Consider the following 14,057-nt stretch of genomic DNA (forward strand, 5'->3'; position numbering starts at 1 on the left):
TGGTGATCGCCCGAGCGAGACTATTTCCTTCAACTTCACCAAGATCGAAACCAAATTTACCCCGATCAAGGAAGATGGCAGCAAGGGCTCTCCGTTCCCCGTCACCTACGATCTCGGCCAGCAGAAGCTAAGCTGATCTGCTTGACTGCCTCATCCGGGTCTCATAAAGTCGGATGAGGCGTGCTTATTCCCCGGGGCAATATGTTTTCCTGACGGGTTGGGCAAGTGGCCACAGCCAGTTGTACTTGCCCGAGTGTTTTTACCAATGCCTTTTTGAGAAACAGGCCTGCTCCATAATTCAGGTGGTGGGTAGTTATTTGAGAATGATGCGGTTTTGCCGAGAAAATCCCGGGAATGAGTTTTCATAACACGACAAGACAACAACGGACGGCCATGGAACATCCTTCTTGTATCCGTGTCGCGATTGTAGAGGATGACCCTCTTTTTCGCGACGCTGTCTGCAAAACTCTCGATGAGCAGCCGGACATGACCCTGCATTCGGTTGCAACCAACCGTGCTGAGGGGTTGGCCATGTTACAGGGGGCGGCGGCAGACGTATTGCTGGCTGATATCGGCTTGCCCGACGGTTCGGGGCTTGATGTGCTCAAGGCGGCTGTGGAGCTATGGCCCTCCTGTGCGGTATTGATCAGCACGACCTTTGGCGATGAAAGTTACGTCATGGAGGCCATTGCACTGGGGGCTGCGGGGTATCTGTTGAAAGATGCCAACCAGATGCAAAGGGTGGAAGCCATTCGCACGTCCCACGGCGGGGGAAGCCCGATCAGCCCGATGATTGCCCGTCAGGTTCTCTCACGCTTTCGTCATCACCTGCCTGTTCCCTCGGCGCGCATTGTGCCGTCGCTGTCCGAGCGTGAGCTGGAAGTGTTGCGCTATGTGTCGCAAGGCTTTACAGAAGCAGAAATTGCAGGCCGAATTGAAGTGTCAACGCATACCGTTCACACATATGTTCGGCGCATTTATCAAAAACTTTCAGTTGGTTCGAGGATCGAGGCCGTAACCTTGGCGCGACGTCAGGGCTGGCTGCATTCTTGATTTTCGCATCTTCGGGTGAGTGAGGTAATGCAAGCAACGGTGCGTTCCCCGTGGGTGTTCCTTTTCCGTATTATCGGCATGCTCTGCTTGAGTAGTGTGGTATCGCTGGTGTGGCTGTTATATTCAACACCCACCCAGCCGGTTCTGGAGCGTGGCAGCAAGCACTTTATCATGCGGACTTTCTGAAACAGGTCATACCCGACGACCTGGACGCGACACTGCCGGACCATATTGCGCCAGATGGCCCCGTAGGCAGTGGGAAATCGTGGAGCTTCCATACACGGACAGGTTCTCTCCTCCCGCTTTCCCCAGCCCAGACGACCAGAAATTCAGGACGACCACCTGGTACCGTTTCGTGATAGCCCCGCCAGCACAGGCCGAGGCAGATGGCCCCCGGACCGGCTTCTATCTTCCGTCCTGGAAAGCTGAGGGGCGTCTAGCCTTGTACCAGAACGGCGTTCTTGTCTGGTGTTCGCAGAACGGCGCCACAGGGCAGGAGGCGGGTTATCCCCTTCTGGTGCAGTTGCCGTTTTCTGGCTCGTCCATGGTTGTGGTCCGCATTGATATGGCCACCGGCGGGCAGGGAGCCATAACAACCGCCCGGGTTGGTGACTACGATGCACTGTCCTGGCGGTACCGCGTCCGGTGGACCTTGCTGTATGTGCTGCCAGCAGCAATTGCCGTTATCCTGCTTTCGAGCAGCGTTATGCTCTCTGTGCTCTCGAACGGTCGCAACCTGGATCGTCTGTGTCAGTATCTAGTCGGCGGCATTGTTTTTTATACGCTATATGCGCTCTTTTTCCTCGGGCGTGGGTATTTTACATATGCTCCCCAGTCATGGATCGGGTGGGGCTCTGTCAATGCGCTCTGCTGGCTGATAACAGCTGTCTGGCTGTTCTGTTGCGATATTGCCGATGTGAAGTTTTTCTGGTTGAAGCGGTTATGGATCGGTGGAGTAGTATTGGGCTCCATAGTGACATTACCCGTATTCTGCCCGCATGACTGGCTGCCGATATTTTCGATGTGCCTGTATGCCTATTGTTGCATGGCCCCGTTCCCGATGCTGCGATCGCTGATCAGGCGCCTGTGGCATCGCGGATCGCGCGCGGGTCTGCTGCTGATTATATTCAATCTGCTACTGCTGCCGGGCCTGATACATGATGCCGCGCTATCGTATGACCGTATCGGTATCAACCATATTTACCTGACACCTTACCTCACACCGCTGGTCCTGTTCATCTGTTTGTACCTGCTTAGCATACGCTATGCTGATACAATCCATGCGGATAAACAGGCGACTGAACAGTTGCAGTCGCGATTTGAATTGCAGGAAAGCGCATTGCGCGAAAGTTATGATCGCCTGCGGCAAGTTGAACAGCGCGACCTTTTAAGCGCCGAACGCCAGCGCCTGATGCGTGACATGCATGATGGTCTCGGTTCAACCCTGACAGGCGCCATTCATATGACGAATGGAGACACGCCCAACGCTGTGCTCCGTCAGACATTACAGGACTGCCTGTATGACCTGAAAATTACAGTCGATTCACTGGAATCGGTCGATGCCGATCTTCTGGTCCTGCTGGCCAACCTGCGTTACCGGCTTGCGCCACGTTTTCAGGCTCATGGCATGACGCTGGAATGGTCCGTAAGAACAGTGCCACCGCTGGTCTGGCTAACACCTTCCGCAGCACTGCATATTCTGCGTATTCTTCAGGAAGTCATTGCCAATATCATCAAACATGCGGGGGCAGATCATATCCGTATTGCCACTGCGGCCGACAGGCAAGCTGTTGTCGTGTTTGTCGAAGACAATGGCAATGGGTTTGTCGCCAACAGGCAGACGGGTGGTGGACGTGGGCTGCACAATATCCGCTGGCGCGCGCAGGCCATAAACAGCCGCGCCCACTGGTCCTCTCTTGCAAAGGGCACACGTTTCACGCTGTGGATGCCTATTCAGCAGCCGGATGGCGCAGTTACAACGCTTTCACCCGGCATGTCGGTTTCGGCGATGAAAAGTCTCTGAGCATTCTCTATCGGTGTTGTGCCATCGGATGGCGCAACATCGTGGAATAAATGTTTAGTCCCAGGATTTGATGGTGCGGATTTTGTATCGAGGGTTCGAAAAACCCTCTGGTTATGAGGCTCTGTATGTGATTCCATGTCCTCTGAGTTGATTGGAAGGAAGGATAGATGATGAAGCAGCCGGGATTTTTTTGATGTTGAAGAGCGGCTTGCTCGGCTGAGCGGGCTTGGTGATCAACTGGAGGGATCGAAGAACCGTTTTTTAACTCCTGTTTCCTGATTTCAGGGCTATGACGTTTTGATTGATAGTTGTTGGTTTCAACCGTATCCATTCCAAGTGGCGACTGCTCGACAGGTCAGTGATTTCAAAGGTGCTGATGTGTTGATGGCGGATCTGTCGATGAGACAGAGGAAGTCATCGGTGATCGGGGAGACGACAGCAATAAAATCAGGTAGTCTCTTGAAGAGCGGAACATCACCGCCTGTATTCCACGAAAGAAGAACAGGAAATCAAAGCCACCTTACAGTTGGCATCTGTATAAAAAGCGCTATCCGATCAAAAACATGTTCGCAAAGCTGAAAGACTGGTGACGGGTGGCAACACGATACGACCGCTGTGCTCATACATTCATGTCCGCAATCCACACCGCAGCAAGCTTCATCTTCTATCTTAGAGAATGAGCCCTGAGTCTAGTTTTTTCACAAAAAAATGTCTAAAGTTATTGTCAAAAACTTTGAATATTTCTTTGAACTTCTCAATAATGAAATTCGCACTTGGTGATAATATGCGTGTTTTGGGAATAATGAGTGAGAGCTTTTGCGTTGCCAGTTTGGTTTCGTTTAGCTCTATAAAACAGGCTTCATTTTCAGTGTAATGACCAAAGGCGTCCAGATCACGCATAATAGCAATACCCAGATTTTTTTTTTACCATATCGCAGACAAGCGCAATATTGTTGGAATTGAAGACGATATCATATGGCATATCTGTTTCTTCCAGCAATTCTTTGACCAGACGCCATAATGTGGTGGACGAATCCGGTGCTACAATAGGGTAGCCGATACAGTCTGTGACCCGCACATCTTCCATACGCGTTAGCGGATGGTCACGCGGCACCATTACACCAAGACGGGACAGGGTCTCGGCCTCCACACTCAGCCCAGCAAAGGATGGGGGGTCAAATGTAACCCCCAGATCGCAGTCCCCTGCGCGAAGCAGGATGGCAGCAGTAGCTGCAGTAGCTACCGTGACCTTAAAGCGCAAACCAGGGCTGTCATCATGCAAAAGCATGATCATGGAGGGAATAAAGCTGACAGCCAAACCATCGGCCACAGCAATGCGGACTTCTCCGCTGCGTGCGTCTTTAAGTTCCGCCAGATGGCGGTGTAGGGCGGCCTCTTCCTTGCCCCAACGGGTGAGTTGATGAAAAACAGCTTCGCCCGCAGCGGTCAGCCGTACGCCGCCGGAAACCCGGTCAAACAGCCGTAACCCGAGTGTTTCTTCCACATTCAGGATCTGCCGGTCCACGGCTGAGGCGGCAATATGCAGGTGCTCGGCCGCTTTGCGGATGGAGCCATGGTGGATGACTTCCTGAAAATAACGGGAAAACTTGGTCAGGAGCACCATGGCCATAGTCCTTTTGCTGGGTGTGCGTCTTTTGGAACCTGTTGGTGAGAACAGTTAACGGCAAATCAAGAATAAACATAATCATTTCTATACCGCACTGAAAAAGAGTCTGCACGTGCAGAAAAAGGCTACACAACGTGCAGAATTTAGCGCTTCCAAAAAGACGGGCAGAAACGATACGTTGCATAAGCAGAACAATAACTTTGAACAAACTGCGGGCGGTCTAGACAAAAAAGAACTTGAAAACAGTCTTTTAGGCGGAAGGCTGTAGAGGGCGGGCACAAGCAATGCAAATTTTTTCGTTAAAGCACAGGCTGTTCGTATCGGCGTCGGGCATTCTGGTTTTGGCAGCACTTCATGACACGGCACGCTGTGCTGGTGCAGCACCAGTGGGGGATCTGCGAACGCCAGACCGGGTGGTGGCAAGCGGACATAAACCCCATGTAAAATCTGCCCTACAGGCGCAGAATAAGGAAAATATTGACGTTACATCCAACCGGCAGTCTGTCAGTCTGTCCGTGGATGGCGGGGGCGGAATGATGCGGCGTGAAACAGCCGCTTATTCTGTACAAACGGTTACAAAGCAGTTTATTGACCAGAAAAGCCCCACAAGTAGTGTGCTGGACCTAGTCAAGACCATGCCAAGTCTTAACGTATCTTCGGCGGATACATCTGGCATGCATGGCGGGGGCATAGAAAGCCGCGGCCTGACAGATGCCGACATTGCTATTCTGCTTGATGGCGTGCCCGCAAGTAGTGCGGGTTATATTGACCAGAACGTGGATTCCGAAAATCTGGAGCGTATTTCCGTCAGCCCTAGTGCCTCCGCGCTGGAAGCCCCGGTGACCACAAGTGCAGGGGGTGTCATGCGTGAGGAAACCCTGACTCCCTCCCACAGAATGGGTGGGACGATGGATTTTTCCTATGGCACAAACAACCTCTCCCGCGAGTTCCTGCGCTTGCAGTCGGGGGATATTGGCAACACGGGTGTGCGTTTTTACGTATCGGGTTCGCACACGCATGCCCGGCAGTGGATGGGTGCTGGCACAAATGACCGCCAGCACATTGACTTTGGCTTGCAAAAGGATTTTCAGAACGCATCAAGTATTAAACTGTATTTTTCGTGGAACAACAACCAGATCATGGTTGATAATTACGCAACAGAAGAACAGTTCAAGGCCTACAAGCACACCGGAGCGGGCTATAACCGCAGCGGTTACAGCGCAACAGGCGGGAACGATAACTACTGGAAAAACAATATCTCGCACTTTAACACGGTTTTTCTGGTCATGCCGGTGCATGTAGTGCTGAGCAGAAAGCTCACGCTGGATGTGACCCCCTATTTTTACGATGCTCTTGGGTGGGATAGCTGGGGTATCGGGCAGTCCTCTGCCGGGCAGTATAGCTTGGGCAACGGGAGCGCTCTACCCGGTGGGCAGCAGCTTGTGCAAGCATGGAACGCCTATAGCCAGCCCGATGTGGGTGTAACCGCCAAGCTGGGTTATGACATTGACAGCCATAACCATTTTTCGGTCGGGTACTGGTATGCCAACAATTTTTCCAAAATCGGTTTCCCGATCAACGTGTCCTATAGCGGGGCTACAACGCCGGGCAACCCCCATACTGCACTCTATACGGCAGATGGCAAGCGTGCGCTGGCCGGGCTGACCAACACGGGCTACGAAATCCACTCGATTTTTGTGCAGGACGAAGCACGTTACCTACATAACAAGCTACGGATTATCGCGGGCTTCAAGTTCATGATGACAAATTACTGGATGAAGAACCTGCTGGCATCGTCCTCCACGTCAAACGCGCATCTGGGGGCGAACTCCACGGTGCCTTTGCCGCAGCTATCCATTTCGTATGATATTGACGACCACAGTCAGGTTTATGTGCATGGAGAAGGGGACTTTCGCCAGCCAGACCCCTCTGCCATTCAGCCGTGACCGGCATGCCCAAAAACCAGTATTCGATCAAGGAGGAGCTGGGGTACCGCTACCACGACAAGTATGTGATGCTCGATCTGTCCCTATTTAACTACAACATTACCAACAGGTTGATGAGCACCTATCTGGGCGGTGGCGTATTTGGCACGGCCAATGCAGGCAACCAGACCGTGCGTGGCTTTGACCTTATGGTGGCGGCCCGGCCGATCCACCACTTTAGTCCCTATGCGTCGTTTGAATACCTGCATGCAACCCTGGATTCCAACGTACCATATGGGGGGAGCTACCTGCGGACCAAAGGGTATGAAGCCCCAATGGCTCCCAAGGTCATGGCCAATTTTGGCCTGTCGTACGATGACACGCACTTTTTTGGAAACTTCGCCCTGCATTATGCCAGCTCCCAGTCCGTAACCTGACGGGGGACCAGCGTATGCCCGGCTACGTAACGGACAGCCTGAGTGTTGGGTATCGCTTCAAGCCATTCTCTTTCCTCAAATCACCTACGCTCAAAATGAACTTTCAGAACCTGACCGGAGCCGTGGTGCGCACGGGACCGGTAGGTATTGCAACAAACGCCACACAGGGGCAACTGCTGGATGGTACAACCCTAGCTGCGGGGAGTGGGGCTCAGTTTTACGTTCTGCCACGTTTTAGCATGACGGAACAATTTCCACGGATTTCTAAAGCAATAATAAAAAGGCCGCCCCGCACAAACCTTTCCCACACACCGGTATGTGGAACAGGGCAGCAGTGGCCTTTTTGGCATGGCGTGCAGAACGCCGCCGGGATTGAGTGCCGGTTTACGTTGGTGGTTGAGATGAACAAGCTGGAGCGGATTGTCGAGCACGATGCAGGGGCGCGTGCGGTCAGACGGTGTGAAGAACTCGGGTGCGAACCTTATAGCGATATGCGTGGCGGCCTGTTCCGCCCTTACCTTGGGGCTGCACACAAAGCCGCCATGGCCACATTGCGGGGGTGGATGCACGATGCAGGCATGAGCGTGCGCACGGACCCCGCAGGCACGGTTATTGGCCGGTACGAGGGGGCAGAGGCCAACGCCCCCGCACTGCTGATCGGCTCGCACATAGACAGCGTGTGGAACGGCGGTTTTTACGATGGCGCGCTGGGGGTCATGCTGGGGGTGGAATGTGTGGCCGCTTTTGCAAGCCGTAGCATACGCCTGCCTTTTGCCTTGGAGGTTGTGGCTTTTGGGGATGAGGAGGGGTCACGATTCCCGTTGTCCATGCTGGGTTCCCGGGCCATGGCGGGCAAGGCCGAGGGTGATGTCAGCCAGATGCGTGACCGCACCGGCGCAACATTGCACGAGGCCATGCGCGACGCAGGGCTGGATGTCGGCAGAATGGGCGAGGCCCGGCGCAACCGGCAGGACATAATAGCCTATCTGGAAGCACATATTGAGCAAGGTCCCGTGCTGGAACATGCGGATGCCCCATTGGCGGCCGTGTCTGCCATTGCCGGTATCCAGCGGTTTTATATTTGCGTGCAGGGGCAGGCGGGGCATGCGGGCACAGTACCGCTTTCCATGCGCCACGATGCGCTGGCTGCTGCGTGTGAGATGGTTCTGGGCATAGAGGCACTGGCCCGTACGCATGTGGATGATTTTGTGGCCACCGTGGGCAAGATCGAGGCGCGTCCGGGGGCGGTGAATGTTATTCCCGGCAGCGCAAGCCTTTCGGTGGAAATCCGCTCGGCGGATGCGCAATGCCTTGAGCGCGCGTTTTTGCAGGTAAAGGATCTGGTGGGCGGCATTGCCGGGCGCCGCCACGTGGGGTGGGAGGTGCAGGACCACCAGACCTTTGCCCCCGCCCCCTGTGATGGCCGGTTGGTTGACCTGCTGCGTTCGGGCATAAGGGCGGAGGGTATGCCCGAGCATGTTCTGGTCAGTGGTGCTGGCATGATGCCATGATGATGACGGACTGGGTGCCCACGGCCATGCTGTTCCTGCGCAGCCCCGGCGGCATAAGCCACCACCCCGATGAGAGCGTTATCGTGGCGGATGTGCAGGCAGCCTTTGCCGTTATGGTTAATTTTATTACGCGCCTGCCTGAAGTGCTTGATATTTCGGCCAGACAGGGCACGGTAGTATGATCCGGCCTTGCAACAAACCCCATAACGGGAGGACGCAGCATGCATCTGGTTGACAGTCATTGCCACCTTGAGTTTTCCGAGCTTGCGGGGGATCTGGACGCGGTCATGCAGCGAGCGCGCGCGGTGGGTATCCGCCGGTTTGTCAGCATTGGTACCAGTGTGCATGATTTTGCCAAGGTTCTGCAAAAAGCGGAGGAGATGGACGACGTCTTCTGCTCCGTAGGCACTCACCCACACTGGGCGGATGGGGAAACCGACGTGCAGGTGCAGGACCTTGTCGCCCATGCCGCCCACCCCAAGGTGGTGGGCATAGGCGAGGTGGGGCTGGACACGTTTTTTACCACGGCTTCGTGGGATGCGCAGATGCGCAATTTTCTGGTCCATATAGAGGCCGCCCGGCAGACGCAGTTGCCCCTGATCATCCATTCCGTCAAGCAGGATGCGGCCATGGAGCAGGTCTTGCGTGAGGGGGATGCCAAAGGGCGGTTTCCGGTGGTCATGCACTGTTTTTCAGGTGGTCCGGCTCTGGCGCGGGCCAATGTGGAGATGGGGCATTACCTCTCGTTCTCCGGCCTGCTCACCCATGAGGGGAATGATGGCATGCGCGCTATTGCCGCCAGCCTGCCCGCAGACCGTATTCTGATCGAGACAGACGCGCCATCTCTGGCCCCAGAACCCTATGCGGACCAGCGGAACGAGCCCGCCTACCTTGTGCATACGCTTAGGGTTCTGGCGGGCTTGCGCAAGGTCACTCCCGAGGAGCTGGCCCGGCAGACAACGGAAAACTTCTTCCGTATCTTTCGCAAAGTTCCAGATTTTTCTTTGGTATAATGGATCATGGTGATGAAGTCTGCATCGGAGATGATGTCCGGGAATGACCTGTTTATCAGTGCTGCCCAGGAAGTGTGCATCCGCCAGGAACTGACCCGTGTGGCCATGGGGCTGATCCCAGCCGATCTGGTGCTGCGCGTGGGCCGCCTGCTGGACGTGCATACGCGCCGCTGGGTAGAGCAGCAGGATATTGTTATATATCGCCGCCGCATTGCCTGGACCGGCCCTGCGGGCACCTATACCGGCACAGCCCGATCGCATGTCGAGCGGCTGGAACTTTCCGCCGTGCCCGGCTTTGGCGAGGTGCACAAACATATCGAAAGCTCGCACCTGACCCCCGAATACGAGGCCGCTCTGGTGCTGCCACGCGGCAATACATGGACGTGCGAGGCCAGCCACGAGTTTTCCAACGTGGATGGCGCACATAACCTGTCGTTCTGGATGACGGCGCGCAGCCATGGCGTGCCGCTTAAAATATTCCCGCTCCCCGGTTCGGCCGTTCCCCCCACTGCATATGAGGGCGGGGGAGGGTATTATGGGTATGATGAACAGAGCGCCTTTATGGGCGGGAACCTGATGGTGCCCGGTCTGGACGAGGTTATGGACTGGCCCAGCGTATGGAACCCTGAATCCCCCTCCTACGCGCGGTTGTGGGGCATGATCCAGGCAACGTATGAACACCGTGGCGTGGTGGAAGGGCACGGGGCAGGCCTGCATGACACACGCTCCATTAACGCTTTTGCCGCAGCTGGTCTGGCCTCTGACCACGAAGTGCTGAATATGGCAGAACTACAGGCCAAGTTGCAGGCCGGTATTTTTGTGGCGTTGCGGCACGCGGCTATTCCCGAACTGGTGCAGGGTATGCTGGATTTAGGTTTTGAGGATTTTTCCCAGATTGCGCTGACCACCGATGATCGTTCCGCAAGCGACACATTGCGCATGGGAGCCACAGACTATAATGTGCGCAGAGCCATGGAGGCTGGCCTGCCGCCAGAAATTGCCATTCAGTGTGTGACCATCAACCCCGCGCGGCATATGCGCCTGACCCCGTGGGTGGGCAGTCTGGCCCCCGGCCGCTTTGCTGATGTTGTGCTGCTGTCTGATGTGGCAGCGCTGGATATTGCGGAGGTCTGGGCAGATGGCCAGTGCGTGGCGCAGAACGGGCATTATATTGCGCCCGTGCCCGTTATTGCATGGCCCGCATGGGCGAGCCAGACCATCAATATCAAGCGGGAGCTTGGTGCGGAGGATTTTGCCATTCCGGCTGATCCGGGGCGGCAGACCATGCAGGCCGCCGTGCTGCGCCCGTTTCACTGGGCGGATGATTTTCTGGTGGAAACCCTGCCCGTGCATGGCGGACAAGTCCAGCGCGATACCAGCCAGTGCATTACCAAGTTTGCAGTTGTGGACCGCTATTCCGGGCAGGGCAGGGTCGGGCGTATGTTCTGGCGCGGCTGTGGCCCCAGAACGCCCGATACGGCTGTAGGCTGCTCGGTCGCGCATGACCAGCATAATATATGGGTCGTCGGGTCGTCCGATGCCGCCATGGCGCAGGTGGTCAACCAAATCCGCAAGCAGCACGGTGGTTGGGCACTGGTGCGGGATAACACCGTGCTGGCCACGGTCCGCTACGAGGTTGGCGGGCTAATGACCGCCCGCCCGGCCGAAGCACTGGACACGGACATGCAGGAACTTTACGCACAGGCCCGGACAATAGAGTGGATGCATGAGCCCACCTATTCCAAAAACTGGCCGGAGGGTTTTCCCGAGCGGCTGTGCTTTGCAACGCTTACCTGCTCGCCGTGGCGGTGGGTGCTGGTGGCCCCCAACCCCTGCGTGCCCGAAGGGTTTGTTAATGTTCAGACCGGGCAGTCACACCCCATTGTCTGGTAGGGGCAACGGGCAACGCGCCAGTGTAGCGGTACAGCCCACTGGTCGCGTAAAACTGGAGTGCTGTTGATTATGAGAGCCATTTTATCCCTGCAAAAGCTCTTCCGGTTTAATGTGGCGGGCCACCAGTCCAGCGTGGGCACGGAGGTGCTGGCCGGGTTCACAACCTTTGGCGCCATGGGGTATATTATTGCGGTCAATCCGGCCATTCTCGCAGCAACGGGCGCTAACCGGGCGGATATGATTACCGTAACCGTGCTAGCCGCCATGTGTGGCTCCCTGCTTATGGCGTTTTTGTCACGCCTGCCCATTGCGCTGGCACCGGGCATGGGGTCCAACGCGGTTTTTGCTCAGGTTGTCGTGGTTAAAATGGGCCTGTCCTACGGCACGGCACTCACCATGGTGCTGGTGGGAGGTATTCTGTTTACCTGCCTGTCGCTCAGTAATGTGCGCCAGCATATTGTGTGGGGCTTTCCCGCCTCTATCCGTATTGGGTTACAGGCTGGTATTGGCCTGTTTATTGCCTATCTGGGCCTGCGCAGCGGGGGGCTGATTGTAACGGACCCAAGCGGGGGCGTTGCCTTTGCAGACTTGCGCTCCTCCTCGGTCATGGTGGTTTTTCTCTCGCTTTTGTTCATCGCTGCACTGGTGGCAGCCCGTGTGCGGGGGGCCATGCTGCTGTCCATTCTGGCGGTTACGGTGGCGGGGCTGTTTATCCAGACCTCTCCGGGCCATGTCATGACCGTTCTGCCTGCGCAGGCGGTAGCCCTGCCCCGTGCGCCAAGCGCGTACCTGTTTGCGTTTGATACGACCAAGTTCTTCCACAATTTTTTTCTGGTCCTGCCCCTGACCCTTTATTTTTTCTTGTCCGACTTTTTCTCCGCCACAGCGACCATGATCGCGGTCACGCGGCGTGCGGGCATGATGGATGAGCAAGGCAATTTCATGAACTCCCGGCGTGCGTTTCTGGCCGATGGACTGGCCTCCATTGTGGGGGCGTGTCTGGGGAGCCCGACCGTGGGGGCTTATGTTGAATCCGCAACCGGGGTGGAGGCAGGCGGGCGCACGGGCCTGACAACCCTGACCGTAGCCATACTGTTTGGCCTAAGCGCGTTTTTCTGGCCCCTTATTGCCTGTATTCCCCCTCAGGCCACCACAGCAGCGCTGGTAATGGTGGGAATTTTGATGATGGAAGGCCTGACGGAGCTGGATATATCCGACCCGCTCCAGAGTGTTTCTGCTGGTATGATCGTGCTGCTGACGGTCACAACAGCCAACCTCATGATCGGGATTTGCGCGGGGTGCTTTGCCTATACGGTTATGGCGGTTGCTACCCGGAGCTGGGCGCGGCTGGCGCCGGTTTTCCTGCTGACCAATGTACTGCTGGTGATCTACCTTGTGCTGGTAACCTACACGGTCAATTAACGCACCTCTGTGCCAGACGTATTGATGAAAAAGGCCTTGCGCGCAGTCTGCGCGTGGCCCCCTGTTGTCCACAGTGGTTAAGGTTGCGTACCTGCCACAATGCGGTAAAGACGATGAGCGATGAACACGCGCCAGCAATTTACAAGTGATAACTACGCGGGGATGTGCCCCGAGGCATGGCAGGCCATGATGCAGGCCAATGTCGGCTCGTTGATCCCCTATGGGGAGGATGAATGGACCAGCCGGGCGGCAGACGCTTTTCGCTCCCTATTTGAAAAGGAGTGCGAGGTCTTTTTTGTCTTTAACGGCACGGCGGCCAATTCACTAGCGCTGGCGGCTCTCTGCCAGTCCTATAACAGCGTGATCTGTTCCTCCTACGCGCATGTGGAAACGGATGAGTGCGGAGCGCCCGAGTTTTTTTCCAACGGTTCCAAGCTGCTTGTCGCTCGGACGGAAAGTGCAAAGCTGACCGAGCAGGATGTCAGGCTGTTATCCACCTGCCGGAGCGATATTCATTACCCCAAGCCACGGGCCGTAACCATTACGCAACCGACCGAGACGGGGGAACTGTATTCCCTATCCGAAATTCGCACACTGGCACAAACATGCCGTGAACTCGGGTTGTATCTGCATATGGATGGCTCACGCTTTGCCAATGCCTGCGCGGCCCTTGGCTGCACACCGGCAGACATGACATGGCGGGCCGGGGTGGATGTGCTGTGTTTTGGCGGCACCAAAAATGGCATGGCCGTAAGTGAGGCTGTTCTGTTCTTTGACCGCGCCTTGGCCGATGGTTTTGATTACCGCTGCAAGCAGGCCGGGCAACTGGCCTCCAAAATGCGGTTTTTATCCGCCCCATGGGTGGGTATGCTCGAGAGCGGGGCATGGCTACGTAACGCCCGGCATGCCAATACCTGTGCAAGCAGGCTGGCCGAGCAGGTGGTGGGCCTGCCCGGTGTTTCGCTCATGTTTCCGGTGCAGGCCAATGGTGTTTTCATTCATGCGGAGGCTGATGTAATGGAACGGCTCCGGGCCTGTGGCTGGCGCTTTTACACCTTCATCGGAGGGTGCGCGCGCTTTATGTTCGCATGGGATGCGGACTTAGCTGAAGTAGATCGGCTGGCAGCAGACATACAAGTCTGTTCAAGCGTGC

General features: G+C 56.0%; 13 protein-coding genes. 11 read left to right on the plus strand and 2 right to left on the minus strand.

The genetic code is table 11. The annotated features are described in order from the left end of the window. Positions 1 to 393 precede the first annotated feature (393 nt). The gene (locus JCM25146_RS14310; protein ID WP_025828860.1) at positions 394 to 1,053 is read left to right on the plus strand and encodes a response regulator transcription factor; all 660 of its coding nucleotides are present in this window, start codon (positions 394 to 396) and stop codon (positions 1,051 to 1,053) included. 355 nt (positions 1,054 to 1,408) lie between these two features. Continuing rightward, on the plus strand, positions 1,409 to 3,076 hold the full coding sequence (locus JCM25146_RS14315) for a sensor histidine kinase (RefSeq protein ID WP_025828862.1): 1,668 nt from the start codon (positions 1,409 to 1,411) through the stop codon (positions 3,074 to 3,076). Positions 3,077 to 3,745: 669 nt separating this feature from the next. On the opposite strand, the gene JCM25146_RS14320 is transcribed toward JCM25146_RS14315, so the two are convergent. Then, the gene (locus tag JCM25146_RS14320; protein WP_025828864.1) at positions 3,746 to 3,976 is read right to left on the minus strand and encodes a hypothetical protein; all 231 of its coding nucleotides are present in this window, start codon (positions 3,974 to 3,976) and stop codon (positions 3,746 to 3,748) included. Beyond that, positions 3,969 to 4,700, minus strand: a complete 732-nt coding sequence (locus tag JCM25146_RS14325; protein WP_159102008.1) for a LysR family transcriptional regulator — start codon at positions 4,698 to 4,700, stop codon at positions 3,969 to 3,971. The genes JCM25146_RS14320 and JCM25146_RS14325 overlap by 8 nt, the downstream gene beginning before the upstream one ends. Before the next feature lie 115 nt (positions 4,701 to 4,815). Here JCM25146_RS14325 and JCM25146_RS22615 point away from each other — a divergent pair, with 115 nt between their 5' ends. From JCM25146_RS22615 to JCM25146_RS14360, 9 genes are all read left to right on the plus strand, one after another. After that, positions 4,816 to 4,971 carry a hypothetical protein gene (locus JCM25146_RS22615; protein ID WP_159102009.1) on the plus strand — a complete coding sequence of 52 codons (156 nt, stop codon included), beginning with the start codon at positions 4,816 to 4,818 and terminating at the stop codon, positions 4,969 to 4,971. A 16-nt stretch (positions 4,972 to 4,987) separates the two neighbouring features. After that, the gene (locus JCM25146_RS23035; RefSeq protein ID WP_051544282.1) at positions 4,988 to 6,649 is read left to right on the plus strand and encodes a TonB-dependent receptor plug domain-containing protein; all 1,662 of its coding nucleotides are present in this window, start codon (positions 4,988 to 4,990) and stop codon (positions 6,647 to 6,649) included. A gap of 5 nt (positions 6,650 to 6,654) precedes the next feature. Next, positions 6,655 to 7,065 carry a TonB-dependent receptor domain-containing protein gene (locus tag JCM25146_RS24260; protein WP_242401171.1) on the plus strand — a complete coding sequence of 137 codons (411 nt, stop codon included), beginning with the start codon at positions 6,655 to 6,657 and terminating at the stop codon, positions 7,063 to 7,065. A gap of 14 nt (positions 7,066 to 7,079) precedes the next feature. Next, complete coding sequence (locus JCM25146_RS25055) at positions 7,080 to 8,576, plus strand: Zn-dependent hydrolase (RefSeq protein WP_369347533.1); 1,497 nt, start codon at positions 7,080 to 7,082, stop codon at positions 8,574 to 8,576. After that, positions 8,573 to 8,758: a hypothetical protein gene (locus tag JCM25146_RS25060; RefSeq protein ID WP_199897763.1), complete on the plus strand. Its 186-nt coding sequence runs from the start codon at positions 8,573 to 8,575 to the stop codon at positions 8,756 to 8,758. The genes JCM25146_RS25055 and JCM25146_RS25060 overlap by 4 nt, the downstream gene beginning before the upstream one ends. Before the next feature lie 39 nt (positions 8,759 to 8,797). Next, entirely contained in the window at positions 8,798 to 9,589 is a 792-nt protein-coding gene (locus tag JCM25146_RS14345; RefSeq protein ID WP_035372741.1) for a TatD family hydrolase, read from the plus strand. 12 nt (positions 9,590 to 9,601) lie between these two features. After that, on the plus strand, positions 9,602 to 11,482 hold the full coding sequence (locus JCM25146_RS14350; RefSeq protein WP_025828870.1) for an adenine deaminase: 1,881 nt from the start codon (positions 9,602 to 9,604) through the stop codon (positions 11,480 to 11,482). 69 nt (positions 11,483 to 11,551) lie between these two features. After that, positions 11,552 to 12,904: an NCS2 family permease gene (locus JCM25146_RS14355; RefSeq protein ID WP_025828872.1), complete on the plus strand. Its 1,353-nt coding sequence runs from the start codon at positions 11,552 to 11,554 to the stop codon at positions 12,902 to 12,904. A gap of 120 nt (positions 12,905 to 13,024) precedes the next feature. Further along, on the plus strand, positions 13,025 to 14,057 hold a 1,033-nt coding region (locus tag JCM25146_RS14360; protein ID WP_025828873.1), incomplete at its 3' end, for a threonine aldolase family protein.

Origin of the sequence: Acetobacter okinawensis JCM 25146 (genome assembly GCF_000613865.1) — a bacterium.
GTDB classification, from domain to species: Bacteria; Pseudomonadota; Alphaproteobacteria; order Acetobacterales; family Acetobacteraceae; genus Acetobacter; species Acetobacter okinawensis.

Excerpts from the sequence above, each read along its gene's own strand:
- JCM25146_RS14325 (WP_159102008.1), bottom strand. The coding sequence starts at position 4,700 with ATGGTGCTCCTGACCAAGTTTTCCCGTTATTTTCAGGAAGTCATCCAC.
- JCM25146_RS25055 (WP_369347533.1), top strand. The coding sequence starts at position 7,080 with ATGCCCGGCTACGTAACGGACAGCCTGAGTGTTGGGTATCGCTTCAAG.
- JCM25146_RS23035 (WP_051544282.1), top strand. The coding sequence starts at position 4,988 with ATGCAAATTTTTTCGTTAAAGCACAGGCTGTTCGTATCGGCGTCGGGC.
- JCM25146_RS14320 (WP_025828864.1), bottom strand. The coding sequence starts at position 3,976 with ATGCGTGATCTGGACGCCTTTGGTCATTACACTGAAAATGAAGCCTGT.
- JCM25146_RS14350 (WP_025828870.1), top strand. The coding sequence starts at position 9,602 with ATGAAGTCTGCATCGGAGATGATGTCCGGGAATGACCTGTTTATCAGT.
- JCM25146_RS14355 (WP_025828872.1), top strand. The coding sequence starts at position 11,552 with ATGAGAGCCATTTTATCCCTGCAAAAGCTCTTCCGGTTTAATGTGGCG.
- JCM25146_RS14310 (WP_025828860.1), top strand. The coding sequence starts at position 394 with ATGGAACATCCTTCTTGTATCCGTGTCGCGATTGTAGAGGATGACCCT.
- JCM25146_RS24260 (WP_242401171.1), top strand. The coding sequence starts at position 6,655 with ATGCCCAAAAACCAGTATTCGATCAAGGAGGAGCTGGGGTACCGCTAC.
- JCM25146_RS14345 (WP_035372741.1), top strand. The coding sequence starts at position 8,798 with ATGCATCTGGTTGACAGTCATTGCCACCTTGAGTTTTCCGAGCTTGCG.
- JCM25146_RS25060 (WP_199897763.1), top strand. The coding sequence starts at position 8,573 with ATGATGATGACGGACTGGGTGCCCACGGCCATGCTGTTCCTGCGCAGC.